27 protein-coding genes are annotated in these 24,172 nt (G+C 68.8%); 17 read left to right on the top strand and 10 right to left on the bottom strand.

The window, feature by feature from the left end; genetic code table 11:
• Nucleotides 1-47 precede the first annotated feature (47 nt).
• From AC1DW3_RS12980 to AC1DW3_RS12955, 6 genes are all read left to right on the top strand, one after another.
• Nucleotides 48-599, top strand: coding sequence for an outer membrane beta-barrel protein (locus tag AC1DW3_RS12980; RefSeq protein WP_477931828.1), 552 nt, complete (start codon nucleotides 48-50; stop codon nucleotides 597-599).
• 22 nt (nucleotides 600-621) lie between these two features.
• On the top strand, nucleotides 622-1,272 hold the full coding sequence (gene kefF, locus AC1DW3_RS12975; RefSeq protein WP_477931732.1) for a glutathione-regulated potassium-efflux system oxidoreductase KefF: 651 nt from the start codon (nucleotides 622-624) through the stop codon (nucleotides 1,270-1,272).
• Nucleotides 1,269-3,116: a glutathione-regulated potassium-efflux system protein KefC gene (gene kefC, locus AC1DW3_RS12970; RefSeq protein WP_477931731.1), complete on the top strand. Its 1,848-nt coding sequence runs from the start codon at nucleotides 1,269-1,271 to the stop codon at nucleotides 3,114-3,116. Before kefF ends, kefC begins: the two co-directional genes overlap by 4 nt.
• Complete coding sequence (locus tag AC1DW3_RS12965) at nucleotides 3,113-3,937, top strand: SIR2 family NAD-dependent protein deacylase (RefSeq protein WP_477931730.1); 825 nt, start codon at nucleotides 3,113-3,115, stop codon at nucleotides 3,935-3,937. The genes kefC and AC1DW3_RS12965 overlap by 4 nt, the downstream gene beginning before the upstream one ends.
• A gap of 22 nt (nucleotides 3,938-3,959) precedes the next feature.
• Nucleotides 3,960-4,391 carry a DUF1841 family protein gene (locus AC1DW3_RS12960; RefSeq protein WP_477931729.1) on the top strand — a complete coding sequence of 144 codons (432 nt, stop codon included), beginning with the start codon at nucleotides 3,960-3,962 and terminating at the stop codon, nucleotides 4,389-4,391.
• Between the two features lie 209 nt (nucleotides 4,392-4,600).
• A complete protein-coding gene (locus AC1DW3_RS12955) occupies nucleotides 4,601-4,957 on the top strand; it encodes a hypothetical protein (protein ID WP_477931728.1) in 357 nt (118 codons plus the stop codon).
• A 115-nt stretch (nucleotides 4,958-5,072) separates the two neighbouring features.
• On the opposite strand, the gene AC1DW3_RS12950 is transcribed toward AC1DW3_RS12955, so the two are convergent.
• The 3 genes from AC1DW3_RS12950 to flgA form a co-directional block, all read right to left on the bottom strand.
• Nucleotides 5,073-5,462 carry a hypothetical protein gene (locus AC1DW3_RS12950; protein WP_477931727.1) on the bottom strand — a complete coding sequence of 130 codons (390 nt, stop codon included), beginning with the start codon at nucleotides 5,460-5,462 and terminating at the stop codon, nucleotides 5,073-5,075.
• A 15-nt stretch (nucleotides 5,463-5,477) separates the two neighbouring features.
• Nucleotides 5,478-5,810, bottom strand: coding sequence for a flagellar biosynthesis anti-sigma factor FlgM (gene flgM / locus AC1DW3_RS12945; protein ID WP_477931726.1), 333 nt, complete (start codon nucleotides 5,808-5,810; stop codon nucleotides 5,478-5,480).
• Between the two features lie 138 nt (nucleotides 5,811-5,948).
• Nucleotides 5,949-6,644, bottom strand: a complete 696-nt coding sequence (flgA, locus tag AC1DW3_RS12940) for a flagellar basal body P-ring formation chaperone FlgA (RefSeq protein ID WP_477931725.1) — start codon at nucleotides 6,642-6,644, stop codon at nucleotides 5,949-5,951.
• A 145-nt stretch (nucleotides 6,645-6,789) separates the two neighbouring features.
• Between flgA and flgB the strand changes: the two genes are divergently transcribed.
• The 7 genes from flgB to AC1DW3_RS12905 are packed head-to-tail and all read left to right on the top strand — an operon-like array spanning nucleotide 6,790 to nucleotide 11,886.
• Nucleotides 6,790-7,203 (top strand): flagellar basal body rod protein FlgB, encoded by a 414-nt coding sequence (gene flgB, locus AC1DW3_RS12935; protein WP_477931724.1) that lies wholly within the window; start codon nucleotides 6,790-6,792, stop codon nucleotides 7,201-7,203.
• Between the two features lie 14 nt (nucleotides 7,204-7,217).
• On the top strand, nucleotides 7,218-7,634 hold the full coding sequence (flgC, locus tag AC1DW3_RS12930; RefSeq protein WP_477931723.1) for a flagellar basal body rod protein FlgC: 417 nt from the start codon (nucleotides 7,218-7,220) through the stop codon (nucleotides 7,632-7,634).
• Nucleotides 7,634-8,275 carry a flagellar hook assembly protein FlgD gene (locus AC1DW3_RS12925; protein WP_477931722.1) on the top strand — a complete coding sequence of 214 codons (642 nt, stop codon included), beginning with the start codon at nucleotides 7,634-7,636 and terminating at the stop codon, nucleotides 8,273-8,275. The genes flgC and AC1DW3_RS12925 overlap by 1 nt, the downstream gene beginning before the upstream one ends.
• A 31-nt stretch (nucleotides 8,276-8,306) precedes the next feature.
• A complete protein-coding gene (gene flgE / locus AC1DW3_RS12920) occupies nucleotides 8,307-9,653 on the top strand; it encodes a flagellar hook protein FlgE (protein WP_477931721.1) in 1,347 nt (448 codons plus the stop codon).
• A 22-nt stretch (nucleotides 9,654-9,675) separates the two neighbouring features.
• The gene (flgF, locus tag AC1DW3_RS12915; RefSeq protein ID WP_477931720.1) at nucleotides 9,676-10,407 is read left to right on the top strand and encodes a flagellar basal-body rod protein FlgF; all 732 of its coding nucleotides are present in this window, start codon (nucleotides 9,676-9,678) and stop codon (nucleotides 10,405-10,407) included.
• A gap of 12 nt (nucleotides 10,408-10,419) precedes the next feature.
• Entirely contained in the window at nucleotides 10,420-11,202 is a 783-nt protein-coding gene (flgG, locus tag AC1DW3_RS12910) for a flagellar basal-body rod protein FlgG (protein WP_477931719.1), read from the top strand.
• Nucleotides 11,203-11,217: 15 nt separating this feature from the next.
• A complete protein-coding gene (locus AC1DW3_RS12905) occupies nucleotides 11,218-11,886 on the top strand; it encodes a flagellar basal body L-ring protein FlgH (protein WP_477931718.1) in 669 nt (222 codons plus the stop codon).
• Here the strand turns inward: AC1DW3_RS12905 and AC1DW3_RS12900 are convergent, their stop codons facing one another.
• The 7 genes from AC1DW3_RS12900 to AC1DW3_RS12870 all read right to left on the bottom strand — a co-directional run bounded on the left by AC1DW3_RS12900 (nucleotide 11,887) and on the right by AC1DW3_RS12870 (nucleotide 18,437).
• The gene (locus tag AC1DW3_RS12900) at nucleotides 11,887-13,143 is read right to left on the bottom strand and encodes an amidohydrolase (RefSeq protein WP_477931717.1); all 1,257 of its coding nucleotides are present in this window, start codon (nucleotides 13,141-13,143) and stop codon (nucleotides 11,887-11,889) included. It abuts the gene before it with no gap.
• 38 nt (nucleotides 13,144-13,181) lie between these two features.
• Nucleotides 13,182-14,384 carry a hypothetical protein gene (locus AC1DW3_RS12895; RefSeq protein ID WP_477931716.1) on the bottom strand — a complete coding sequence of 401 codons (1,203 nt, stop codon included), beginning with the start codon at nucleotides 14,382-14,384 and terminating at the stop codon, nucleotides 13,182-13,184.
• Nucleotides 14,381-15,226, bottom strand: a complete 846-nt coding sequence (locus tag AC1DW3_RS12890) for an ABC transporter ATP-binding protein (protein WP_477931715.1) — start codon at nucleotides 15,224-15,226, stop codon at nucleotides 14,381-14,383. The genes AC1DW3_RS12895 and AC1DW3_RS12890 overlap by 4 nt, the downstream gene beginning before the upstream one ends.
• Nucleotides 15,223-15,636 carry a GntR family transcriptional regulator gene (locus AC1DW3_RS12885; RefSeq protein WP_477931714.1) on the bottom strand — a complete coding sequence of 138 codons (414 nt, stop codon included), beginning with the start codon at nucleotides 15,634-15,636 and terminating at the stop codon, nucleotides 15,223-15,225. The genes AC1DW3_RS12890 and AC1DW3_RS12885 overlap by 4 nt, the downstream gene beginning before the upstream one ends.
• 48 nt (nucleotides 15,637-15,684) lie before the next feature.
• Entirely contained in the window at nucleotides 15,685-16,605 is a 921-nt protein-coding gene (locus AC1DW3_RS12880) for a glucosamine inositolphosphorylceramide transferase family protein (RefSeq protein ID WP_477931713.1), read from the bottom strand.
• A complete protein-coding gene (locus AC1DW3_RS12875; RefSeq protein ID WP_477931712.1) occupies nucleotides 16,605-17,696 on the bottom strand; it encodes a glycosyltransferase in 1,092 nt (363 codons plus the stop codon). The genes AC1DW3_RS12880 and AC1DW3_RS12875 overlap by 1 nt, the downstream gene beginning before the upstream one ends.
• A gap of 342 nt (nucleotides 17,697-18,038) precedes the next feature.
• The gene (locus tag AC1DW3_RS12870; RefSeq protein ID WP_477931711.1) at nucleotides 18,039-18,437 is read right to left on the bottom strand and encodes a hypothetical protein; all 399 of its coding nucleotides are present in this window, start codon (nucleotides 18,435-18,437) and stop codon (nucleotides 18,039-18,041) included.
• A gap of 213 nt (nucleotides 18,438-18,650) precedes the next feature.
• Between AC1DW3_RS12870 and AC1DW3_RS12865 the strand changes: the two genes are divergently transcribed.
• The 4 genes from AC1DW3_RS12865 (at nucleotide 18,651) to flgL (ending at nucleotide 24,081) form a co-directional block, all read left to right on the top strand.
• On the top strand, nucleotides 18,651-19,757 hold the full coding sequence (locus AC1DW3_RS12865) for a flagellar basal body P-ring protein FlgI (protein WP_477931710.1): 1,107 nt from the start codon (nucleotides 18,651-18,653) through the stop codon (nucleotides 19,755-19,757).
• Nucleotides 19,757-20,638: a flagellar assembly peptidoglycan hydrolase FlgJ gene (gene flgJ / locus AC1DW3_RS12860; protein WP_477931709.1), complete on the top strand. Its 882-nt coding sequence runs from the start codon at nucleotides 19,757-19,759 to the stop codon at nucleotides 20,636-20,638. Before AC1DW3_RS12865 ends, flgJ begins: the two co-directional genes overlap by 1 nt.
• Before the next feature lie 173 nt (nucleotides 20,639-20,811).
• Complete coding sequence (gene flgK / locus AC1DW3_RS12855) at nucleotides 20,812-22,794, top strand: flagellar hook-associated protein FlgK (protein ID WP_477931708.1); 1,983 nt, start codon at nucleotides 20,812-20,814, stop codon at nucleotides 22,792-22,794.
• Between the two features lie 3 nt (nucleotides 22,795-22,797).
• Nucleotides 22,798-24,081 carry a flagellar hook-associated protein FlgL gene (flgL, locus tag AC1DW3_RS12850; protein ID WP_477931707.1) on the top strand — a complete coding sequence of 428 codons (1,284 nt, stop codon included), beginning with the start codon at nucleotides 22,798-22,800 and terminating at the stop codon, nucleotides 24,079-24,081.
• Nucleotides 24,082-24,172 lie beyond the last annotated feature (91 nt).

The raw sequence follows: 24,172 nt of genomic DNA, 5'->3' as shown, positions 1-24,172 counted from the left end.
CAATGGCCGGTCACTCCCTCAACGACCCGGAGCCTTGTTTGAAAGCTGTGCTGTTCCTCACCGTTGCCGCGCTGGCCACTTGCTGCGCGCATGCCGCCGACCCCTACGTCGGCTTCAACCTCACCACCCCCGGCGAGGCGAACTTCAACATCAACGGCCATGACGTGGCCAACGACAACAAACCGCATGCGATGAAGCTGTACGCCGGGCTGCAGTTCACGCCCACCTGGGCGGCCGAGCTGGGCTACGGCGCCTTCGGCCGCTACCACGCCACCGACCCCACGCCAGGTTCTCCCTACCAGCTGAAGATGTCCACCAGCGTCACCTACCTGGCCGCAAGAGCCACCACCTCGCTCGGCGATTCCTTCGCGCTCTTCGGCAAGGTCGGCCTGGCCTTGAACCGGCTGAAGGCCAGCGACTCGCTGGGCCACACCGATCGCGAGTCCTTCGTGCGGCCCATGTTCGGCAGCGGCCTGGAGTGGAAGCTCTCACCGCAGTTGTCAGCCACCGTTGAATACAACCGCTACGGCTCGCGCCGCAGCGACGGCGACCGCTTCACGCAGCAGAAGGCGGAAGTGGGACTGAGCTTCAAGTTCTAGGAGCAAGTTAACCTCGCGGGCCATGCCCGACGCCAACGCCCGCGACATCCTCGTCCTCGCCGCCCATCCCGACCTCGCCCGCTCCCACGCGACCCGCACCGTGCTCGACGCACTGCGCGCTTCGCCCGCGGCCGACCGGGTCGAGTTGCGCGACCTCTATCGCCTCTACCCCGACTTCCACATCCACATCGACGCCGAGCAGCGCGCCCTCGAAGCGGCGCGTCTGGTCGTCATGCTGCATCCCATCTACTGGTACAGCATGCCCGCCCTGCAAAAGCTCTGGCTGGACGAAGTGCCACGCCTGGGCTGGGCCTATGGCCCGGGCGGCACGGCCCTGCATGGCAAGGATTTCTGGCTGGTGGCCTCCACCGGCGGCGGTGCCGAGGCCTATGCGCCCGGTGGCCACAACCATCACCCCATCGAAGAGTTCCTGCTGCCCTACCAGCAGTCGGCCAAGACCTGCGGCATGCACTATCTGCCGCCGCAGATCCTGCACGCCGCCCACCGCGCGACAGACGCCGAGATCACCGCGCATGCCGAGTTGTTCGTGAAGCGGCTGGCGCACTACCCCGAGTGGTGCCATGACCTCGCGGCGCCGGAGGTCGGCGACGAGGAGGCCGTGGCGCTGGACGAAAGGCCGCCGCTGTTCTCGACGATCGGGGGTGCCGAATGACCCACGGCGCCTGGCTGCAACTGCCCCTCGTCTTCCTCGCCGCCGCGGTGCTGGCAGTGCCGCTGGCCCGCTATCTCAGGCTGGGCTCCATCCTCGGCTACCTGGTCGCAGGCCTGCTGATCGGCCCGGCGGTGCTCGGCCTCATCCCTGAATCCACGGCCATCCCGGAAGTCGCCGAACTCGGCGTCGTGCTGATGCTCTTCCTCGTCGGCCTGGAGCTGGAGCCCAAGCGCTTGTGGGCCATGCGCCGGCCGATCTTCGGCTGGGGCAGTGTGCAGTTGCTGGGCTGTGCGGCGGCGCTGACCTTTGTCGGCCTCGCTCTCGGCTACCCCTGGCGACTCGCCGTCGTCGTCAGCCTGGGCCTGGCGATGTCATCCACCGCCGTCGCACTCGCGGTGCTGGCCGAGCGCAATCTCGGCCGCACGACGGCGGGAGAAAGCATCCTTTCGGTGGCGCTGCTGCAGGACATCGCCGCCATCCCCGTGCTGGCCCTGGTGCCGGTGCTGGCCCTAAGCGGAACGTCGGACGACGGCGATGGCCGCACCTGGCTGGCCGGCGCCAAGGCCGTGGGCGCCATCGTCGTCATCATCTTCGGCGGCCGCCTGCTGCTGCGGCCCGCCCTGCGCTGGATTGCCCACAGCAAGACGCCCGAGATCTTTACCGCCGCGGCCCTGCTGCTGGTGCTGGGCACGGCGGCCCTGATGCAACTGGTCGGCCTGTCCATGGCCCTGGGCGCCTTCCTCGCCGGCGTGCTGCTGGCCGAAAGCGAATACCGCCGCGAGCTGGAGACCGACCTGGAGCCCTTCAAGGGCTTGCTGCTTGGACTGTTCTTCATCGCAGTCGGCATGGGGCTGGACTTGAAGGCCGTGGCGGCCCAGCCGGGTTTCGTGGCCCTGCTCGTGCTGGCCCTGCTGGGCTGCAAGATCTTYGTCCTCGTTGCGATGTCCAAGGCGATGAAGATCCCGCTGGTGGAGCGGCCGGCCTTCGTCATCCTGCTGGCCCAGGGCGGCGAGTTCGGCTTCGTCGTCTTCCAGCTCGCGCAGAGCGAGGGCATGATCAGCGCGGTGCAGAACTCGGCCTTGGTCGCGGCCGTCGCACTGTCCCTCGCGCTGACGCCACTGCTGCTGACCGGCGGCGACCGGCTGATGTCGCAGAAGCTCGCCCGCCGCGGCCTCAAGAAGCGCGCCGAGGCCACGCCGCCGCCGCCCTCGCCCATCATCATTGCCGGCAGCGGCCGCTATGGCCAGGTCGTCGCCCGCATGCTGCGCGCCAATGGGTTGGAAGCCACCGTGCTGGACCATGACTCCGAGGCCATCGAGAGCCTGCGCCGCTTCGACTGGACGGTCTACTACGGCGACGCGACGCGCCTGGACATGCTCAAGACGGCCGGGGCAGCGACGGGGCGCATCCTCGTCATCGCCATCGACGACATCGCGCAGAGCGTCGAGATCGCCGAGCTGGCGCGCGAACACTTCCCGCAACTCACCGTCGTCGCCCGGGCGCGCAATGTGCAGCACTACTACCAGCTGCACGAAGCCGGCGTGCGCCACATCGAGCGCGAGACCTTCGACGCCGCGCTGATGAGCGCGCGCAGCGTGCTGGAGCTGACCGGCATGGAGCCGCACGCCGCACGCCGCCAGGCCATGCGCTTCAGGCGCCACAACATCGACGTGCTCAACACCATGGTGCCGCTGCAGGGCGACGAGGGCGCGCTGATCGCCGCCGCCCGACTGGGCCGCCAGCAGTTCGAGCAGTTGATCGCCGCCGAACGCGAGGCCGAGGACGCCCACCGCAAGGCCCAGCGCGGCGGCTGGGACAGGCAGGACGCCGACGCATCCTCATGAAGGAGGCGCTGGACCAGGCCGCCGAGCTGATCACCCAGGCCGACGCCCTGGTCATCGCCGCCGACGCCGGCATGGGTGTCGACTCCGGCCTGCCGGACTTCCGCGGCCGCGAGGGTTTCTGGCGCGCCTACCCGGCCCTGGGCCGCGCGGGGCTGGACTTCACCACGGTCGCGTCGCCTCGCACCTTCGAGACCGACCCGCGGCTAGCCTGGGGCTTCTACGGCCACCGCCTGGCGCTGTACCGGCGCACCGTGCCGCATGCCGGCTTCGGCCTGCTGCAGCGCTGGGGTGAACGCCTGCCGCAGGGCCTGGCGGTGTTCACGAGCAATGTCGACGGTCAGTTCCAGCGCGCCGGTTTCGACGCTGCCCCTCTCCACGAATGCCACGGTTCGCTGCATTGGCTGCAATGCCTGCGCGGCTGCGGCCAGGCGCCGCTGCCGGCCGAGGGTCTCGAGCCACAGATCGACGAGGCCGAGTGCCGCTGGCTGGGCGAATTGCCGGCCTGCCCCGGCTGTGGCGGGCTGCTGCGGCCCAACCTGCTGATGTTCGGCGACTGGGGATGGATCGCCGACCGCTACGACGCGCAGGAAGCTCGCCTGGCCCGCTGGCTGGCGCAGGCCGAACGCCCGGTCGTCATCGAGATCGGCGCCGGCACGGCGGTGCCCTCGGTGCGCCATTTCAGCCAGCACGTGGCCGTCCATCATGGCGGCCAGATCCTGCGCCTGAACCCGCGCGAGCCGGCCGTCGCCGCGTCGCTGGGCATCGGTATCGCGATGGGCGCGCTGGCCGCGCTGCAAGCCCTGGCAGGCCGACTGGATTGAGGCCGGCGGCGACAATCGCGCCATGTTCGCTCCCTCCCAGCTCGAAGTCCGCCGCTTCTTCTGCGCCACGTATCGCAAATGGCGCGACGGCGCGCCGTTGATCCCCATGGAGGCCATCGCGGCCGACTGGATCGCCGAGCACCCCGAGTACCACGAGGAACTCGCCGACGAGGCCGCCGCGCTGGACAAGGTCTACACGGTCGAGGAAGGCCGCACCAACCCCTTCCTGCACCTGTCCATGCACCTGACCATCACCGAGCAGCACGCCATCGACCAGCCCTCCGGCATCCGCCAGGCCATCGACCTGCTGGCGGCCAAGCGCAATTCCCGCCATGACGCCCACCACGTGGCCATGGAGGCGCTGGGCGAAATGATCTGGGCCTCGCAACGCAGCGGCCTGCCGCCGGACGGCCACACCTATCTGGACAAGGTGCGCCAGGCGGCAACCCGCTGAGTTCCGCCGGGCCTCGGCAATTCCCTCTTTTTTCGGCATGACGGCAAACAGCCGCCGATGATTGTTTTCCTTTTGGGAACGACGCATTGCTCGGTTACTGGTGTTTCTACTGAGGCGAGCTGCCTACAGTTCAACCCATGGACACCGCGGTCGCGATGCCCAAGCAAACCAGGCGGAACAACCCGCCACGGAACTTGAAGGAAATCATCATGAGCAAGCTGTCTACCGTTTTCGCCACCGCCCTGCTGATCGCCGCCGGTGCTGCCTCCGCCCAGACCACCCGCGAAGCCGTCATCGCCGACCTCGTGGCCGCCCGCAACAACGGTGAACTGGCCGCCCTCCAAGGCGAGAAGGGCATCGAAGTGACGGCACCGGCCGCCGCCAAGAGCGCCGCCGTCGCGACGACCAAGCTGCCCCGCCAGGCCATCCTGATGGTCAAGGCGACGGAACTGCAAACCGAGCAGACCGCTGCCCTGGCCGCCGACCATGGCGAAAATGCCGCTCGCGAACTGGGCGACTTCCCGGCCCCGGTCGCACGCCGCGCCACCGCCCTGGCTGCCAAGTAAACAGCGCCTTGCGCAATGACAAGCGGCCCTGGGGGGCCGCTTTTCTTTTGGCCTTCCCGACCGATCGGGCACAAAAAAGCCACCTCGCAAGGTGGCTTCTTTCATTCGAAGTCGCTCAGGCCTGGTAGCTGCCACCGCCAACGCTGCGGCGCTCTGCCTTGCCGCCGGCACCGTAGAGGCCGGTGGGCTCGCTCGGGATCAGCACGTCCAACGCACGGTCCAGCGAGGCGTTGCCGCGGGCCAGGGCTTCGCGCTGGGCGGCCAGCAGGCCACCGGCACGCACGAGGCGGTTGCGCAGGGCACTGGGCACGCTGCCGGTGCGGGCGGCTTCGCTGAAGCTCTGCACGGCGCGGGCCAGATGCTGGTGCAACTCGGCCGCATGCTGTTCGATGGCCGCGGCGTCACGGCGGGCCAGCGCGTCGCCGAGCTGGTTCAACGCGGCCTCGACAGCCAACAGAGGCTGTTCGAGTTCGGTGCCGAGAGTGGACGGAGCGATGGCGGTCATGGGTTCAGTGCTTGTTCAATGCTTGTTGACGCGGCTGTCCAGCAATTCTTGCGCATTCGAGACCAGCTTGTCCGCGATCGCGTCTGCATTGACCGTGAACTTACCCTCACTGATGGCCTGGGAGATGCGGGCGACCTTGGCGGCGTCGAAGCTGCCATCGTCGGCGCCACCACTGGCGGCGAGCTTGGCGGTGCTGGAAATGTCGACCTGGGCGCTGGGCGCCGAGGTGGCGGCCTGGGCGGTCTGACGGACGACGTCGGTCGCGGAGGCGGTCTCGGCCTTGCGCGGGGCAGGCCGTTCGGCCTTGGGCGGGCTGACGCTGCCTTCTGGGCTGTTACCGATCTTCATGAGCTTCTCCAGGGTGCGGGGCGGGCCCCGCAGAGGGCATTGCAGGGGAGTTTCCCCCTGTATCGGCCCCTGGCCTAGGAACTTGAGCGGGAACTGGCCGGTTTTTCCGGCCAGTTGTTGCGATTCGTGGCAGTTTGCTCACAGCAACACATCCACGCGGCGTTCGGCGACGGCCCGGCCGCTGGCAACGCGGCCACTTTCAAACCTCACCCTGACCTCCTGGCCCTCGATGCCGGCCGACAGGGCCTGGGCCTCGGAGGCGACGGCAAATCCCTCACCCGCCACGCGGACCTGGACGGTCTCTCCGGCGGCAAACCACTGGCGCGACTTCAGCGCCGGCGCGCGCACCGCCTCGGCGGCGCCGAGCGGGCGCGCCAGCGTACGCCCGATCAGCAAGGCCGGATCGGTGAAGACAGCGCCAGGTTCGGCTGCGATGTCAATATCGGCCAGGGCCAGTTGTTCTTGAGACAAATTCACGCCCGCCGGCAAGGGGCCGTTGGCGACCACGGCGCGGCCGAAGACGGCGACCCGCACCGGCAGCGTCACATTCCAGCGCGCGGCGCCGTCCGTGCAGCGCAGGCCGATGCGGCTCTTGCCCCAGACGGCCATGCCGGCTGGCAGATAGGGCTGGACCTGCTGGCAGGGGGCCAGGCGCAGGCGGGCATCCAGGGCGCCGATCTCGACGGCGACGCGGGTATTGGGGGGGGCGGCGGCACGCGCGGCCGTTTCGGCCAGCACGCGCACGCGCTCCAGCAGCGCCGGATCGAGCACGGTCTGCGCCCGCCCAGGCAGGGCAGCGAGCAGGCAGACGAGGAGCAGGGTGGCACGGAGCATGGCCGCCACTCTAGAGATGGGAGTGGCCGCCCCTAGGTCGGAATTGAGCGGCTTTGGCCCCGTTAATCCCGCTCATGTTTTCTGGCCTGCTTCAGACAATTTGCGCAAGAGCCATCCCGGCCCTGCACCTCGAAAGAGGCCCCAGATGTTGAACCGACTTACAGACACGCTGAACTTCCAGACCCAGGCGCTCCAGCTCCGGGCGGAGCGTCAGCGCCAGCTCGCCAGCAACATCGCCAACGCCGACACGCCGGGCTACCAGGCCCGCGACATGGATTTCGCCAAGGCGCTGCGTGAAGCGACCGGCGAAGTCGCCACCAACGGCGCCCTGCAGGCGACGCAGCGCGGCCATATCGCCCCGCTGGCCGGTGCACGCGGCGAGAGCGGCAAGGATTACGCGCTGCAGTCCCAGACCAGCCTGGACAGCAACGGCGTCGACATGGACCGCGAGCGCGCCAGCTTCGCCGACAACTCGGTGAAGTACGAAGCGACGCTGCGTTTCATCAACTCGTCCGTGCGCACGACGCTGGACGCGATGAAGTCGCACAACCAGAGCTGATGGAGGACTGAATCATGTCCATGTTCCAGATCTTTCACGTCGCCGGCAGCGCGGTCAGCGCGCAGAGCCAGCGCCTCAACGTCGTCGCCAGCAACCTGGCCAATGCCGACACCGTGGCCGGCCCGGATGGCCAGGCCTACAAGGCGCGCCAGGTCGTCTTCCAGACCCAGCTGATGGGCGCGGGCAACGACAGCGGCGCCGCCGGCGTGCGCGTGACCAATATCAGCGAAGACCAGACCCCCGGTCGTCGCGTGCACGACCCCAAGCATCCGCAGGCCGATGCCGACGGCTATGTGACCTATTCCAACGTGAACCCGGTGGAAGAGATGGTCAACATGATCTCGGCCTCGCGTTCCTACCAGAACAACATCGAAGTCATGAGCACGGCCAAGAACCTGCTGCTCAAGACGCTCCAACTGGGTCAAAGCTGATGGACATCACCGCACTCAACGGCAGCTCGACGAGCACGCCGACCACCTCGGCCAAGAACGCCGCCGAGACCCAGGATCGCTTCCTGAAGCTGCTCGTCGCGCAGATGAACAACCAGGACCCGCTCAACCCGATGGACAACGCCCAGGTGACGAGCCAGATGGCGCAGATCCAGCAGGTGACCAGCCTGTCCACTCTGGACACCAGCATCAAGGGCCTGGGGTCACAACTGGGCCAGATGCAGGCCCTGCAATCCATCTCGCTGGTGGGCCGCGAGGTCAGCGTGCCCAGCGACAAGATCCAGGTCCAGAGCGGCGTCGCCGAAGGCAGCTACGAGCTCGACGGCGCGGCCCAGACCGTCAAGCTCGAGATCCTCGGCGGTGCAGGCAACGTCATCGACACCGTGCAGCTCGGCGCCCAGGGTTCGGGCCGCCAGACCTTCTCCTGGCCCGCCGGCAGCAAGGCGGCCGACGGCACCGAGCTCAAGTACCGCATCACGGCCACCAACGGCGCCAAGGCCGTCACGCCGACGCTCTACGCCCACGACAAGGTGGAAGCCGTCTACAGCGAGAACGGCAGCCTCAAGCTCAATCTCGAACGCCTCGGCCCCRTGGACTACACGGCCGTCTCCTCGGTCAACTGATCACTCCCCGCACGACAGCAAGGACTCCCTCATGAGCTTCCAGCAAGGCCTTTCCGGGCTCAACGCCGCCTCCAAGAACCTGGACGTCATCGGCAACAACATCGCCAACTCCGGCACCTTCGGGGCCAAGAGCTCGCGGGCCGAGTTCTCCGACGTCTACGCGGCCGCGCTGAACGGCGCCGGTGCCAACCAGATCGGCATCGGCACCAGCCTGCAGTCCGTCGCCCAGCAGTTCACGCAGGGCAACATCACGACCACCGAGAACCCCATGGACCTCGCCATCAACGGCGGCGGCTTCTTCCAGGTCAGCGATGGCGTGAACCCGACGCGTTACACCCGCAACGGCCAGTTCAAGGTCAGCAAGGATGGCTTCATCGTCAACAACGACGGCCTCAAGCTGATGGGCTACCCGGCCAATGGCGCCGGTGTCATCCAGCCCGGCACGGCCCAGCCGCTGCAACTGCCCACCGGCGGCATCCCGCCCGCCGTGACGACCAAGGTCTCGATGGAGTTCAACCTCGACTCCCGCCTGAAGACCACCGCCCCCGGCGGTGGCGCTGGCACGGGCATGGACCTGAAGGACAGCACGACCTACAACAACGCGACGTCCATGACGACCTACGACGCCAAGGGCCAGGACGTCGCCGTGACCTTCTACTTCCAGCGCGCGGCCGACCCCAGCGGCGCGGTGCCGCCCAACGACGTCTGGAACGTCTACGCGACGGCCAACGGCACGCCCTTCGACACCGACGCGTCCGGCAACGCCATCGCGCTGGATGCCAACGGCAACCCGACGACGCCCTACACCACCATCACCTTCCCGCCCACCGGTGGCGCGCCTTCCGCCATCGCCGGCAGCGCAACGACACCGCCCGGCACGATCTCCATGCCCGTGCCGGCCGGCACCAGCACGCGCGGCAACCCGACGCTGGCCATTGCCGGCATCCAGCTCGACCTGACGGGTGCGACCGAGAACGGCAGCAGCTTCGCGGTGACCGCCCTGACCCAGGACGGCTATGCCCCGGGCCAGCTGACCGGCATCCAGGTGGCCAACGACGGCATCGTCCAGGCCCGCTATTCCAACGGCCAGAGCAAGCCGGCCGGCCAGGTCGAGCTCGCCAGCTTCCGCAACCCGCAGGGCCTGCAGACCATGGGCGGCAACGTCTGGATCCGCACGGTGGCCTCGGGTGACGCCGTCGTCGGCGTGCCGGGCGACGGCAATATGGGTGCGCTGCAGTCCGGCGCGCTGGAGGAAAGCAACGTCGACCTGACCGCCGAGCTCGTCAACATGGTGACGGCCCAGCGTGCCTACCAGGCCAATGCGCAGACGATCAAGACGCAGGACCAGGTCCTGCAGACGATCGTGAATCTGCGCTAACGACTGAAGGCGAGGACGCGCGATGGACCGCATGATCTACCTCTCGATGGCCGGCGCCAAGGCGGCCATGCAGCGGCAGGACGTGCTCTCGCACAACMTCGCCAACGTGACGACCAACGGCTTCCGCGCCGAGCTGCAGGCCTTCCGCGCCGTGCCGGTGCGCGGCGACGGTGCGTCCACGCGCGCCTACGCGCTGGAAACCACCATCGGCTACAACGACGCCCAGGGCCCGCTGACACCGACCGGCCGCAACCTCGACGTCGCCATGCAGGGCAACGCCTGGCTGGCCGTGCAGGCCAACGACGGCACCGAGGCCTACACCCGCGCCGGCTCGCTGGACGTCAACGCCGAGGGCCTGCTCGTCATGCGCAACGGCATGCCGGTGCTGGGCGACGGTGGCCCGATCAATGTGCCGCCCAACAGCGAACTGACCATCGGCAGCGACGGCACGGTCAGCGCCAAGGCACCCAACCAGAAGCCGACCACGGTGGGCCGGCTCAAGCTCGTCACGCCCGAAGCGGCCAACCAGCTCACGCGTGGCGACGACGGCCTGTTCCGCGCCGCGGATGGCGACCTGCCCGCCAACCAGGCAGCGCGCCTGCAGGACGGTGCGCTGGAAGGCAGCAACGTCAGCCCGGTCGAGACCATGGTCGCCATGATCGCCGCCGGCCGCCAATTCGAGCAGCAGATGAAGCTGCTGCAGATTGCCCAGACCCAGGGTCAGCAATCGGCCAAGCTGCTCGGCAGCACTTAAGGAACCCAAGCCATGATGCGCTCGCTCTGGATCGCCAAGACCGGCATGGAAGCCCAGCAGACCCAGCTGGACAACATCTCGCACAACCTCGCCAACGTGGCCACCAATGGCTACAAGCGTTCGCACGCCGTCTTCGAGGACCTGATCTACCAGAACATGCGCCAGGCCGGTGCCAACAGCACCGACCAGACCACGCTGCCCACCGGCCTGCAGGTCGGCCTGGGCGTGCGCCCGGTGGCCACCGCGCGCATCTACACCCAGGGCAATCTGCAGCAGACCAGCAACAACCTGGACCTGGCCATCAAGGGCGACGGCTTCTTCCAGATCCAGCAGCCCGACGGCACGACTGCCTACACACGCGACGGCTCGTTCCAGCTCAATGCCAATGGCCAGATGGTCACCAACAACGGCTACACGCTGCTGCCGGGCATCACCATTCCCGCCAACGCGCAGAGCCTGACCATCGGCAACGACGGCACCGTCAGCGTCACGCTGCCCGGCCAGGCCGCGGCGCAGACCGTCGGCCAACTGCAGCTGGCCACTTTCGTGAACCCGGCCGGCCTGGACCCCAAGGGCCAGAACCTGTTCACCGAGACGGCCGCCAGCGGCACGCCCAACACCGGCGCACCCAACAACAACGGCATCGGCGCACTGCAGCAGGGCTTCGTCGAGACGTCCAACGTCAATGTCGTCGAAGAACTGGTGCAGATGATCCAGACCCAACGCGCCTACGAGTTGAACTCCAAGGCCGTTCAGACCTCCGACCAGATGCTGCAGAAGCTGGCCCAGATCTAAGTTTTAAGGCGCGCCATGAAGTACCTCGCCCTGATTGCCCTCCCCCTCCTGCTCGCCGGCTGTGCGACGCCCTACCCCGAGCCGCATGTGGAGATGGCCGCCACGCCGGTCGTCAACCTGCCGGCGACGCAGCCCATGGCCGCGAGCAACGGCGCCATCTACCAGTCGGCCAGCTACCGTCCGCTGTTCGAGGACCACCGTGCCCGCCTCGTCGGCGACACGCTGACCATCAACATCACCGAGCGCGTGTCGGCGTCGCAGACCAGCACCAGCGAGCTGAGCAAGACGGGCAGCCTGTCCGCCGGCATCACGGCGGTGCCGGGCATCTCGCCCAAGGCCTTCGGCCGCGCCAGCGCCGAGGCCACATCGGCCAATGACAACAAGGGCAAGGGCAGCAACCAGAACACCAACGAGTTCACCGGCGCCATCACGGCCGTCGTGACCGGCGTGCTGCCCAACGGCCATCTGATGATCAGCGGCGAGAAGCAGATCGGCGTGAACCGCAATGTCGACGTGCTGCGCTTCTCCGGCCAGGTGGACCCGCGCATGATCGCCCAGGGCAATGCCGTCGCCTCGACCTCGGTCGCCAATGTGCGCATCGAGCAGCGCGGACGCGGCGCCGCGGCGGACGCGCATGCCGTGGGCTGGCTGTCGCGCTTCTTCCTCAACCTCGCGCCGAGCTGATCACCCCGCCTTGCTGGCCAGGTAGTCCACGGCCAGGTTGGCCAGGGCCCTGACGCCCACCTCCAGGCCGCGCTCATCGACGATGAAGCGCGGCGAGTGGTTCGAATAGGCCTTGCTCGGCTCGATCTCCGGCGGCGTGACGCCGACGAAGAAAAACAGGCCGGGGATCAGGCGCTGGAAGAAGGAGAAGTCCTCCGCGCCTGTCGCCTTGGGCACCACCTCGATGCCCATGGGCCGCGGGCCGGTGCTGGCCACGCGGGTCAGCGTCGGCACCATCTGCTCGGTCAGCACCGGGTCGTTGCGCGTGACCGGGTAGTTGCGCGTGATGCAGACCTTGCATGAAGCGCGTGACGCCGCCGAGATGCCCTCGGCCAGCTGCGTGACGCGCTCGTGGATGGCCTCGCGCATGCCTTCGTCGAAGCTGCGGATGGTGCCGCGCATCTCTACCGTGTCCGGGATGATGTTCTCGCGCACGCCGCCCTTGATGGCGCCGATGGTGACGACCGCGGGTTCGCGGTTCAGGTCCAGCGTGCGGCTGACGATGGTCTGCAGGCCCAGCACGATCTGGGCCGACGTGACGATGGGATCGATGCCCAGCCAGGGCGCCGCGCCATGGGTCTGCTTGCCCTGCACGGTGATCTTGAGCTTGTCGCTGCTGGCCATCGTCGGCCCCGGCCGGTAGCCGATGACGCCGGCCTGCTGGCGCGACGTGACGTGCAGTCCGAAGATGGCGCTGGGCGTCGGACTCTCCAGCACGCCCTCCTTGATCATCAGCGCCGCGCCGCCCTCCTCGCCCTCGGGCGGCATCTCCTCGGCCGGCTGGAAGATGAACTTGACCGTGCCGGGGATGTCATCGCGCAGCCCGGCCAGGATGCTGGCCACGCCCATCAGGATGGCGACATGGCAGTCATGGCCGCAGGCATGCATGACGCCGACCTCCTCGCCGTTCCAGACCGCACGGGCCTTGGACGCGAAGGGCAGCTCCACCTCCTCGGTGACGGGCAGGCCGTCCATGTCGGCGCGCAGCGCCACGACGCCGCCGGGCCGGCCGCCCTTGAGCAGGCCGACGACACCGGTGTGGGCGACGCCGGTCCTGACCTCGTCGAAGCCCAGGTTGCGCAGATGTTCGGCGACGACGGCGGCGGTGCGGAACTCGCGGTTCCCCAGCTCGGGATGCTGGTGAAGATCGCGCCGCCAGGCGATGACCTGGAGCTCCAGGGCCGCGGCGGCGGCGGTGATGCGGTCGGCGAAGTTCATGCAGGAGGGCCCGAGTGCGATGCCCTCCAAGTATGGCGTCAGGACGGCTGCGCGAGCCGGTTCAGGTCCTGCCGCGACCATGCGCGTTGCGCGGCCACCGCAAAGGCCAGCGCGAGCGTCATCTCGATGGCCAGCAAGGCCAGGCCGCGCTGCGGCACCCCGCCCGACGCCAACACCGCGCCCAGCAGCAGCACGCTGACCATCGCCAGGGCCAGGCCTGCCAACACCTGCGCGAAGCCGTTGTTGCGCAGGCCGCGCATCCACAGGATCCAGGTCATGGCCAGCAGCACGTCGGACATCACCGGCGCCCAGGCGCTCAGCTGCACGGCACGCACGTCGGCCGGGCTGACGGCCATGCTCAAAGCCATCACGGCCGACATCCAGGCGATCGCATTCAGCATCGAGCCCGCCACCATGCGGCGCGCCCAGCCGGCAGCCGACGACCCGCGTGGCGCCAACCGCGCCCGCCAATGCAGCGGCGGGCCGACGACGACGGCGTTGACGAACAGGCCGAGCAGCAGCATCCACAAGCCTGCCCAGGCCAGGTCCGCGCCGCTGGACAGGGTCTTGCCCCAGGCATGGAAGCGCCATTGCGGCGCCTGCATCAGCGCCTGGGGCAGCAGGAACCACATCCACAGCGTAGTGCCGCGCACGTTGGTGGCGATCTCGTGCGGGGTCGCCACATGACGCCAGCGTCGCCAGCCGCCCTTCCAACGCCATGCCGAAGCCGACCGCGGGCGCTGCACGGCGGCGAGCCAGGCCAAGGCCCGGCGCTGCAGGCCGGCGCCCAGCAGCGCGCCGACGAGCAGCGCGGCGGCCAGCACCAGCAGCACCTCGGCGGCCATGCCCAGCAGGTCCCAGCCTGGGCGCAACCACGCGAGGCTGGCCACCATCACCAGCGGGCCCGCCAGCGCGCGGGCGGCGAGGCGGCTCAGCATCTTCAACAAGACCTGGCGCACCCGCCGGGCGGCCGCCGAGGGCGCCACGCGACGCCGCCAGCAGCCCGCATTGGCCGCTTGCGTGCCGGCAATCACCGCCGCGCCGAACAGCGTCAACAGCGCCTGGATGGCGGAGACGACCTCCAGCGGCGCGCTGCTGGCGATGCCGGAGACCCCCATCGCCCAGGCCAGCAGGATGCCGAACAGTGAGGCGATGCTGGGCAGCAGCAGGGTCGGGCCGAGGTAGCGCTCCTCGGCCGCGGCCCGGCGGCGGCGTGCGGCAGAGACATTGACCAGCTTCATGAGTTGAGCAGCTCCAGCAGGTCTTCCATGCCCAGGGCCGGCAAGGCGGCAGCCTCGCGATGCTGGCGCGCATCCACCAGCAGCTGGCCCTGCGTCCAGTGCAGTTCGCCCGCCCGCAGTTGCAACGGCTGCTCGGGGCTGGGCAGGCTGCGCAGGTGCTCGACCGCCTCGTCCCATTCGACGAAGAGCTGCAGCCGGCCTTCACGCAGAAACATCACATGGCTGACGACACGCTCCAGGTCGCTGAGCAGGTGGCTGGAGACCAGCACCGTGCGTGGCGCCGGCTTGCGGCGCAGCGCGAACAGCGCGCGCATGAAGTCGCGCCGGGAGATCGGGTCGAGGCTGGCGACCGGCTCGTCCAGCAGCAGCAGGTCGGGGTCGTGGGCCAGCGCCAGCACGACGGCGAGCTTCTGCTGGTCGCCCAGGGACAGCGACGACGCCCGCTTGCCCAGGCTCAGGTCCAGCCGGGCCGCGAGCAGGCCGGCGTCGGCCAGGTTCAAGTCTGGATAGACCGCCGCCATTTCCTCCAGATGTTCCAGCCCGGTCAGGCGCGGGAACAGGTCGGGCGTCTGGGCCGCATAGCCCAGGCGCTCCAGCACCGCATCGGGCAGGTCGCGGCTGGGCGCGCCGAGCAGGCGGGACTCGCCCGAGCTCGGCGTCGTCAGCCCCAGCAGGCAGCGCATCAGCGTGCTCTTGCCGGCGCCGTTGCGGCCCACGAGGCCGACGACGGCGCCCTCGGGGATGGCGAAGTCGATATGGTCCAGCAGGCGCGGCCGCGCCACGCTCCACTGCTGCTCTTGGACGTCCAGGCAGAGCTGGCGGGCTTCGAGTGCGGGGCTCATGTCGGGGTGTCCTCCTGGGGGGTTTGTTGCAGCGCCAGCTCGAAGGCCGCCAGGGCCGCCTCGGGCGCGATGCCGAGCTGCAGGGCCTGGCGCGCGGCCATCTGCAGGGCCGGCGCCAGCAGGGCCATGCGGTCGGCCGAAGCACCCGCGGCCTGCACACCGGCGGCCACCACCATGCCGACGCCACGGCGCCGCTCCAGCAAGCCTTCGGCCTCCAGCAGGCTGTAGGCCTTGCTGACGGTCATGGGGTTGATGGCATGCCGCTCGGCGACGGCCCGCACGCTGGGCAACTCGTCGCCAGGGCGGAGCTGGCCGCCGGCGACGCGGCGCTGCACCTGCTCCACCACCTGGCGGTAGATGGGCGTGGCCAGTTGCGGCTGGATGTCGAAGAAAGCCTGGGGGCTGGGCATGCGTATTAGTGTATTACACACACAATACACATAACAAGCCCCGGTTTGCTAGCCGCCGATGACTCGCCTCAGCCGGCGCTTCAAGTCCAGCCATTGCCTGCCGCGCGAGCGGTCGATGCGCTTCACATCGATGAGGGTGAAGCCACCACAGCCCGTCAAGGTGTGCAGGCCCGCGGTGTGGCTGTCGCTGGCCAGGTCGCCGGTCAGACGCTCGGTGCCGGCTTCGATCTCGACATGCTCGGGCGTCAGCCTGGGAAAGCGCAGCAGCCGCGTCGCGCTGCCATAGCCGGCCGAACTGTCCTGTACGGGCAGGGTCAGCACGCCGTCACGGCCGATGAAGGGGCGGCCGGCCGGGCGGGCGCCCTCGCGGTTGACGCGCACCGGGTTGGCGGCCAGCGGCGTCCACGGGCCGACCAGGGCCGGCGCATGCGCGATATGCAGTTCCCGCTGGTCGCGCGCGCCGGGCCCGACCAGGGTGTAGAACATCCACCAGCTGCCCTGGTGCTCGATGAGGGAGGCGTCGGCACCGGGCAGGCGGCCCAGCAGCGCGCACTCGCGCTCCCAATGGTTAAGGGAGCCGTCGGTGGCGCGGTAGAGGGCGATCTCGCCGGCCTGGTAGCTCTCCGGCACCATCCAGGTCTCGCCGTCGTGCTCGAAGACTTGCGGGTAGGACAGGTGGAAGGGCTTGTCCAGCACCGTGGCCTGCCCGCGCCAGGCCAGGTCGTCCAGGCCGAATTCGTGGCGTTCGATGGTGGCCCGCTTGACGCGGTAGTCGAAGGCCTCGACGAAGACATGCAGGGCGTCGCCCCGCACCAGGCCGAAAGGGTCGGCCAGATAGCGCCAGCGGCCGGCACCGGGCAGCCAGGTGATGCGCTCGCGCACGGCGCTCAGCCGGTGGGCGTCGATGTCCTCGACGGGAACAGGAACGATGCCGACCTGCCAGAAGTCGGTGCGTGGCGGCTTCAACATCAAACGTGCCAGGCGGCGTAGCCCTCTTCCCCGTCGTCGAAGCCCTTGGCCTGGGCTGCCTGGTGGAGCATCACGTCGCGATAGAAACCCAGCGTGCGGGCAACGGCGTTGGCGCGGTCGTAGGCGGCCGTGGCATAGCGCACCCCGCGCTCCTGCGGCGTCAGGCGGCGCAGCCGCGCCAGTTCCTCGGCGACGGCGTGGCCCAGGGCGTTGGCGTCGCCCACCGGCACGAGACGGGCGGGCTGACCGGCCAGCATCTCCTGCGGCCCTTGGGTTGCCGTGGACAGCACCGGCCGGCCGGCGCGCATGGCTTCCAGGATGGCGAGCGGGAAGGCCTCCTCGCGCGACGGCGACACGAAGAGATCGAAGGACTTCAGCGCTTGGTCGACATCGCTGCGGTAACCCAGCAGGCGCACGCGCGGATCGCCCGCCGCCAGTGCCTTCAGGGCCGCCTCATCCGGGCCTTCGCCCAGGATGGCCAGCACGGCGTCGGCCGGCGCATGCGCCTTGAAGGCGGCGATCAGCAGGTCCATGCCCTTGCTGCGGTGCAGTCGGCCCACGCTGCCGACCAGCAGCTGGCTGGGCGCCAGGCCCAGTTCGGCGCGCAGGTCGGTATGCCGTGCCGCGGCCGCGGCGTCGCGTTCGGGCGCCCAGTTGTAGATGAGGTTGGCCAGCGCACCGCCTTCCGGCAGGCTTTCGTGCTGGGCGCGGTTGACGCAGACGAGGCCGTCCAGGCGCGCATGGTGATGGGCCTTGTAGCCGACGTGCAGCGTGCCGATGCGCGCCGAGCGACGGGCATGGGCGACGGCCTTGCAGGCCGGGCCGAGGTGGCCATGGCAGACGTCCGCACCCAGGCGGCGGGCCAGCGCAGCGACACGCCAGCCGCGCATCAGCGGCAGGGCCAGGCCATGGAACTGCACGCCGGACGCCAGTGCGCCGGCGACGGCCGAACCGGCCGTGCCGATGACGTGGACGCGGTGACCCAGGGCGGCCTGGGCGTTGGCGAGATCGATGCAATGCCGCTCACCCCCCGCAATGCGGGAGGAAAAGACGACATGAACCAGGGTCAACGGTTCGAGGGGCGGAGGCATGGCAGGTCTTGCAAACGAATGCAGCTCGGATCGGTAAGCAAAACTTTACCGACAGACACATTCAGAAACCTGTCATCAACCCCTGCGATTCGGGGTGCCAGAAAGCCGGAATTTCGCTGAAACGCCCGCAAACGGCGGGAAATCCCGGTAAACGTGAACTAGTTTCGCCCACATGCGCCGATCACAACGACTTCGCGGCACGCTGGCGGCGGTCTGGGATCGGGATTGACAGGATGTCACGTCAGTTGGGACAAAGCTGAGCAGGAGCTTGCTGGTGGCCCACAGCAAAATGCCCGACCGGGCGGTCGGGCATTCCTGAGGCGAACGCGGGCCGTGAGTGGCTCAGCGCATCTTGCTGATCCATTCGTTCCGCTGCTCGTCGTAGCGGTACATCATCAGGAAGCGCAGCGTCTCCATATTGACCTGCTCGCGCGTCAGCGTGCTCATGTCGCGCGGCGCCTTGATCGGCACCCAGCTGCCGACGGTGTCGTCGTAGACATTCATGCGCAGGAACTGGTCGCGCATGGCCAGCACCTCGGCACGCGACATGACGCCCTTGGGCGGCTCCATGCCGGACTTCAGCACCCACATGCCGGTCAGTTCGTCCCAGCGCATCAACGCCAGGAAGGTGTCGCGCTCCATCTTGACCTGTTCGCGGGTCAGGCCTTGGGCCTGGGCGGGTGCCGAGACGGCGGCGAGGGAGGTGGCCAGCACCAGGGTCAGCAGGGAAAGGCGTGTCATATCGGTCTCCAAAAGGATGGTGGAAGAGGGGTTGCTGTGCTGACTGGGCGCCTCAGTGCTCACAGGTGGTGAGTGGTCGGGCAGACCGCCTTGGCCTTACAGCGTGAAAAATCCCCGCCCGACAGCGCAGGACGACCGACGGTTCAGAAAAGCGGGGCTGACCGCGCCCTTTTCGTTGGCTTCGCGGGCTCAAGGATCCGCAGAATCGGTCGAGTGAAGTACCTGCAAGCCCTCCTCCTCAGCCTGGCCGTCGTGCTGGCGCCCGTTGCCCCTGCCCATGCCGCGCGCATCAAGGAGGTCGCGTCGGTCGCCGGCGTGCGTTCCAATCCGCTGACGGGCTACGGCCTCATCGTCGGCCTGGACGGCACCGGCGACCAGACGACGCAGGCGCCCTTCACCGGCCAGAGCCTGAYGGCCATGCTGCAGCAGTTCGGCGTGCTGCTGCCCCAGGGCGTCACGATGCAGCCGCGCAATATCGCCGCCGTCATGGTGACGGCCTCGCTGCCGCCCTTCGCCCAGCCCGGCCAGCAGCTGGACATCAACGTCTCCTCCATCGGCAACGCCAAGAGCCTGCGCGGCGGCACGCTGATCGCCACGCCCCTGCGCGGCGCGGACGGCCAGATCTACGCCATCGCCCAGGGCAACCTGGTGGTCGGCGGCGCCGGTGCATCGGCCGGTGGCTCCAAGGTGCAGATCAACCACCTCAGCGCCGGCCGCATCCCGGCGGGCGCCCTCGTCGAGCGCTCGGTGCCGACACCGATTGCCCAGGGCGACACCCTGCAGCTCGACCTCAACAGCAGCGACTACGCCACCGCCCGCGCCGTGGCCCAGGCCATCAACAAGGCCAAGGGCGCCGGCACGGCCCAGGCCCTGGACGGCCGGGTCGTGCGCGTGAAGGCGCCGGCCACGCCGGACGAGCGCGTCGGCTTCCTGGCCGATGTCGAGAACCTCGCCATCGACATGGCCACGCCGGCCGCCCGCATCGTCATCAATGCACGCACCGGCTCCATCGTCATGAACCAGGCCGTCACGCTGTCGGCCTGCGCCGTGGCCCACGGCAGCCTGTCGGTGACCATCAGCTCCACGCCCATCATCAGCCAGCCCAATGCGCTGTCCGGTGGGCAGACGACGGTGGCCGAGAAGGCCGACATCTCCATCCGCCAGGAGCCCGGCAGCCTCATCCAGCTGGCCGCCGGCGCGCGGCTGGCCGATGTCGTCAAGGCGCTGAATTCCCTTGGCGCGACGCCCCAGGATCTGCTCGCGATCCTGCAGGCCATGAAGAGTGCGGGCGCCCTGAATGCCGAGCTCGAGGTGATCTGATGGCCAACAGCTTCCAGTCCATTTCCGGCCAGAGCCTTGGCAGCGTCGACGCGCTGAACGGGCTCAAGGCCCAGGCCGCGCGCGATCCCAAGGCCACCATCCGCGAGACCGCCAAGCAGTTCGAGTCGCTCTTCATGCAGGAAGTGATGAAGAGCATGCGCGCGTCCACGCTGTCCAGCGGCATGCTGGACAACAACGCCACCCAGCTCGGCACCGAAATGCTGGACACCCAGTTCGCCGGCAAGATGAGCGGCCTGCCCGGCGGCCTGTCGGAAGCCATCCAGAAGCAGCTGCAGCGCCAGATGGGCGTCCAGGACCTGTCGCCCGAAAACATCAGGAAGAACAGCCAGACGACGCTGGCCCAGGCCCTGCCGGCCCTGGCCACCAAGGGCATCCCCAACCACGTGCAGGGCTTCATCCAGAAGCACGACGCCGCCGCCCGCGCGGCATCGGCCGCCACGGGCATCCCGGCCAGCTTCATGGTGGCCCAGGCCGCCCACGAGAGCGGCTGGGGCAAGCGCGAGATCGTCGGCGCCGACGGCAGCAACTCGCACAACGTCTTCGGCATCAAGGCCACGCCAGCGTGGACGGGCAAGACCGTCGACGTGAAGACCACCGAGGTCATCAACGGCCAGGCCGTCAAGGTGACGGCCAAGTTCCGCGCCTATGGCAGCTATGACGAGGCCTTCAAGGACTACGCCAGGCTGATCAGCAGCAACGACCGCTACTCCAAGGTCGTCGCGCAAGCCCAGAGCGGCAACGCCGCCGGCTTTGCGCGCGGCCTGCAACAGGCCGGCTACGCCACCGACCCGGCCTATGCCGAGAAGCTGGCCAAGACGATCCAAACCACCCAGCGCGTGCAAAGCACGATGCTGGCCTGACATGAAGCCCCTCGCCCAAGAAAAATCTTGGTCGGTCCCCCGCGGGGACGGCGATGCTTGCCGGTTCGACCGTCAAGCACATCGCCAGCGCGGGCCGGCTAGGGAGCGGCCCGGCGCTCGGCCCGCAAATCTGATGCACCGCAACTGCCGCGAGTGCGGAACGGAGAACTGAGATGGCAGGCTTGCTCACCCTCGGCGCCCGCGCGATGTTCGCCAACCAGGCGGCATTGCAGACCATCGGCCAGAACATCGCCAACGCGAACACGCCGGGCTATTCGCGCCAGTCCGTCGTGCTGACCACGTCGCCTGGGCAATACACCGGCGCCGGCTTCTTCGGCAAGGGCGTCGACGTGCAGACCGTCGTGCGCTCGCACAACGAGTTCCTGACCAAGGAGGCGGCATCCTCCAAGGCCACCGCGGTGGCCGATTCCACGCGTGCCGAGCAACTGTCGCGCATGGAAAAGATCTTCCCGCCCGGCACCGACGGCCTGGGCTACGCGGCCAGCCAGTTCCTGAACGCCATGGTCGACGTGACCAGCCGCCCCAACGACCCCTCCGCCCGCCAGGTGGCCCTCGGCCGTGCCAACGAGCTGGCCGTGCGCTTCTCCAACGCCGGCCAGCAGGTCACCGACCTGCAGGCCGGCGTCGTCAGCGACCTCAAGGCCAATGTCGTCGTCGTCAACCAGCTGGCGCAGCAGATCGCCAACATCAACGACCAGATCTCCAAGACCCGCGGCAGCGGCCACACGCCCAACGACCTGCTGGACCAGCGCGAGCGCCTGATCTCCCAGCTCGGCGAGCATGTGGCGGTCACGACGCTGACGGCCGACGACGAGACCGTCGGCGTCTTCATCGGTGGCGGCCAGCGCCTCGTGCTGGGCAACCAGGCGTCGTCGCTGCAGGTCTCACCCGACGCCTACGACCCGGCGCGCGCCGTGGTGTCGCTGAACGAAGGCGGCCAGACCCGCCCGCTGGACGAGAGCGTGCTGACTGGCGGCTCGATGACGGCCCTGCTGAGCTTCCAGAACAAGGACCTGCAGGACGCCAAGAACCTGCTCGGCCAGCTCGCCGCGGCCATCGGCACGCGCGTCAACGAGCAGAACGCGCTGGGCCTGGACCTGTCCAACCCGCCCGGCAAGGGCGCGGCCATCTTCAGCGTCGCCACGCCCAATGTGCTGCCGGCGGCCAGCAACCAGCGCAACCCCGGCGGTGGCTTCACCAATGGCGTCGCGGCCAGCATCGTCGACGCCAGCCAGCTGCAGGCCAGCAGCTACAAGCTGACCTCGAGCACGCCCGGCGTCTACGAAATGACACGGCTGTCCGACGGCCTGGTACGCACCGTCAACGACGGCGACACCATCGACGGCTTCAAGATCACCTTCAGCCCGGCCGCACCGGCCGCGGGCGAGAGCTTCCTCATCGAGCCCGTGGGCTCCGCCGCCGTCAACATGCGGCGCACGCTGGACAATCCCAACGGCATCGCCGCCGCCTCGCCGCTGACGGCCTCCGCCGCCGTCACCAACAAGGGCACCCTCACCGTCGACAGCATCTACGCGGTCAACCAGAACTTCAGCGCGGCCAATGCGCCCATCACGCTGGACTTCGGCGGCCCCGACCCGGCCAATGCGAGCAACGTGCTGTACACGCTGACGCTGGCCAACGGCACGGTGCTTTCGGGGAGCTGGAGCTCCGGCCAGCCCATCGGCAACCAGCCGGCCGCCGGCATCGACCTCGGCTTCGAGATGCGCACCAACGGCGTGCCGCGCCAGGGCGACCGGATCTCCATCGACCCGACCATCTACACCGCCACCAACAACGGCAACGCCAAGGCCTTCCTGAACATCCAGGGCGAGGCCTTCGTCGGCCGCCAGCTGCTGGCCGGTGGCGGCTTCACGCCCGGCTCGACGATCAACGACACCTACGCCGCGGCGATGAGCGACATCGGCGCCCGCGTGCAGAGCGCCAACTACCTGTCCGACGTGTCCACCAACGTCGCCGGCGACGCCGAGTCCAGCCGCGCCGGCCAGGCGGGCGTCAACCTCGACGAGGAAGCCTCGCGGCTGATGCAGTTCCAGCAGGGCTACCAGGCCGCCGCCAAGGTACTGCAGACGGCCCAGACACTGTTCGATGAATTGATGAGGATTGCCCAGAGGTAAGCCATGAGACTTTCAACCGCCAACCTCTTCGACGCCTCCATCGCCAATCTGCAGCGCCGCCAGACGACGATGCAGAACCAGCAGGAGCAACTGACCTCGGGCAAGCGCATCGCCATGGCCAGCGACGACCCCACCGGCGCCGCGCGCGCCGAGCGGGCCCTGGCCTCCATCGGCCGCGTCGAGGCCAACCAGCGCGCGCTGGAAGCCAGCCGCAACAGCATGACGCTGGCCGAATCGGCCCTGGGCGACGCCAACGAACTGCTGCAGCAGGCCCGCGAAACCATGGTCTCGGCCGGCAATTCCAGCTATTCCGACGCCGAGCGGGCCGGCCTGGCGACCAAGCTCAAGGGCATCCGCGACCAGTTGCTGTCCATCGCCAACCGCTCCGACGGCGCCGGCGGCTTCATCTTCTCCGGCCAGGGCGCCTCCACGCCGCCCTTCCTGGACCAGGCCGGCGGCGTCGCCTACATCGGCGTGCCCGGCACCATCCAGACCGGCAACCTCGACAGCTTCCAGCTCACCGTCGACGGTCGCGGCGCCTGGGAGCAGGCCGCCAGCGGCAACGGCAGCTTCGAGACCGGGCCACGCATCCTGACGACCGACCCCGCCACCGGCAAGCCCGTCGTGCAGCTGATCGACCCCGTCAGCGGCGGCCCCCTCGTCAACGGCATCACCGGCAACCCCGCCTCGGGCTGGATCGACGCCGGCCGCACCGTCAACCCCGCGCTGCTGACCGGCCACAACTACCGCGTCGACATCGCCGGCACCACACCCAACCAGACCTACGCCCTGACCGACACCGACCTCGGGGCAGTCGTCACCAGTGGCGCCTTCAAGCCCGGCCAGGCCATCACGGCCGACGGCATGGCCTTCACCATCTCCGGCACCCCCGTCGACGGCGACGCCTTCGCCATCGCCGGCTCCAAGACCGGCCTCAAGGTCTTCGACGTCATCGACAAGGCCATCACCGACCTGAACACGCCGCTGCGCACCCCCGTGCAGGTGACGCAGAGCAACACCGCCAGCATCCGCGACATCGATGCCGTCATGGGCAATCTGCAGAGCGGCCGCAGCCAGGTCGGCGAGCGCCTGAACAACCTCGACGGCACCGAAACCCGCCTCGCGGCCCTGAAGCAGTACAGCTCCGAGGAGAGGAGCGCCGCCGAGGATCTGGACATGGTCCAGGGCATCTCCGACTTCCAGAACCAGCAGACCGGCTACGAAACCGCGCTCAAGACCTATGCCATGGTGCAGCGCATGACGTTGTTCCAGTACATCCAGGGTTGAGGCCCCTCGCCCAGTCTCGCCCCGCTGGACGCGGGCGAGCCTGATCGGTCCCCCGAGGGGACGGCGATGCTTGCGGCATTGAGCCGCAAGC

This window comes from Roseateles sp. P2_H4 (genome assembly GCF_056403315.1).
The sequence above is the reverse complement of the archived record's forward strand: the minus strand, read 5'-3'. Positions and strand labels throughout refer to the sequence as shown.

Excerpts from the sequence above, each read along its gene's own strand:
- kefF (WP_477931732.1), top strand. The coding sequence starts at position 622 with ATGCCCGACGCCAACGCCCGCGACATCCTCGTCCTCGCCGCCCATCCC.
- AC1DW3_RS12965 (WP_477931730.1), top strand. The coding sequence starts at position 3,113 with ATGAAGGAGGCGCTGGACCAGGCCGCCGAGCTGATCACCCAGGCCGAC.
- AC1DW3_RS12960 (WP_477931729.1), top strand. The coding sequence starts at position 3,960 with ATGTTCGCTCCCTCCCAGCTCGAAGTCCGCCGCTTCTTCTGCGCCACG.
- AC1DW3_RS12955 (WP_477931728.1), top strand. The coding sequence starts at position 4,601 with ATGAGCAAGCTGTCTACCGTTTTCGCCACCGCCCTGCTGATCGCCGCC.
- AC1DW3_RS12950 (WP_477931727.1), bottom strand. The coding sequence starts at position 5,462 with ATGACCGCCATCGCTCCGTCCACTCTCGGCACCGAACTCGAACAGCCT.
- flgM (WP_477931726.1), bottom strand. The coding sequence starts at position 5,810 with ATGAAGATCGGTAACAGCCCAGAAGGCAGCGTCAGCCCGCCCAAGGCC.
- flgA (WP_477931725.1), bottom strand. The coding sequence starts at position 6,644 with ATGCTCCGTGCCACCCTGCTCCTCGTCTGCCTGCTCGCTGCCCTGCCT.
- flgB (WP_477931724.1), top strand. The coding sequence starts at position 6,790 with ATGTTGAACCGACTTACAGACACGCTGAACTTCCAGACCCAGGCGCTC.
- flgC (WP_477931723.1), top strand. The coding sequence starts at position 7,218 with ATGTCCATGTTCCAGATCTTTCACGTCGCCGGCAGCGCGGTCAGCGCG.
- flgE (WP_477931721.1), top strand. The coding sequence starts at position 8,307 with ATGAGCTTCCAGCAAGGCCTTTCCGGGCTCAACGCCGCCTCCAAGAAC.
- flgG (WP_477931719.1), top strand. The coding sequence starts at position 10,420 with ATGATGCGCTCGCTCTGGATCGCCAAGACCGGCATGGAAGCCCAGCAG.
- AC1DW3_RS12905 (WP_477931718.1), top strand. The coding sequence starts at position 11,218 with ATGAAGTACCTCGCCCTGATTGCCCTCCCCCTCCTGCTCGCCGGCTGT.
- AC1DW3_RS12900 (WP_477931717.1), bottom strand. The coding sequence starts at position 13,143 with ATGAACTTCGCCGACCGCATCACCGCCGCCGCCGCGGCCCTGGAGCTC.
- AC1DW3_RS12895 (WP_477931716.1), bottom strand. The coding sequence starts at position 14,384 with ATGAAGCTGGTCAATGTCTCTGCCGCACGCCGCCGCCGGGCCGCGGCC.
- AC1DW3_RS12890 (WP_477931715.1), bottom strand. The coding sequence starts at position 15,226 with ATGAGCCCCGCACTCGAAGCCCGCCAGCTCTGCCTGGACGTCCAAGAG.
- AC1DW3_RS12885 (WP_477931714.1), bottom strand. The coding sequence starts at position 15,636 with ATGCCCAGCCCCCAGGCTTTCTTCGACATCCAGCCGCAACTGGCCACG.
- AC1DW3_RS12880 (WP_477931713.1), bottom strand. The coding sequence starts at position 16,605 with ATGTTGAAGCCGCCACGCACCGACTTCTGGCAGGTCGGCATCGTTCCT.
- AC1DW3_RS12875 (WP_477931712.1), bottom strand. The coding sequence starts at position 17,696 with ATGCCTCCGCCCCTCGAACCGTTGACCCTGGTTCATGTCGTCTTTTCC.
- AC1DW3_RS12870 (WP_477931711.1), bottom strand. The coding sequence starts at position 18,437 with ATGACACGCCTTTCCCTGCTGACCCTGGTGCTGGCCACCTCCCTCGCC.
- flgJ (WP_477931709.1), top strand. The coding sequence starts at position 19,757 with ATGGCCAACAGCTTCCAGTCCATTTCCGGCCAGAGCCTTGGCAGCGTC.
- flgK (WP_477931708.1), top strand. The coding sequence starts at position 20,812 with ATGGCAGGCTTGCTCACCCTCGGCGCCCGCGCGATGTTCGCCAACCAG.
- flgL (WP_477931707.1), top strand. The coding sequence starts at position 22,798 with ATGAGACTTTCAACCGCCAACCTCTTCGACGCCTCCATCGCCAATCTG.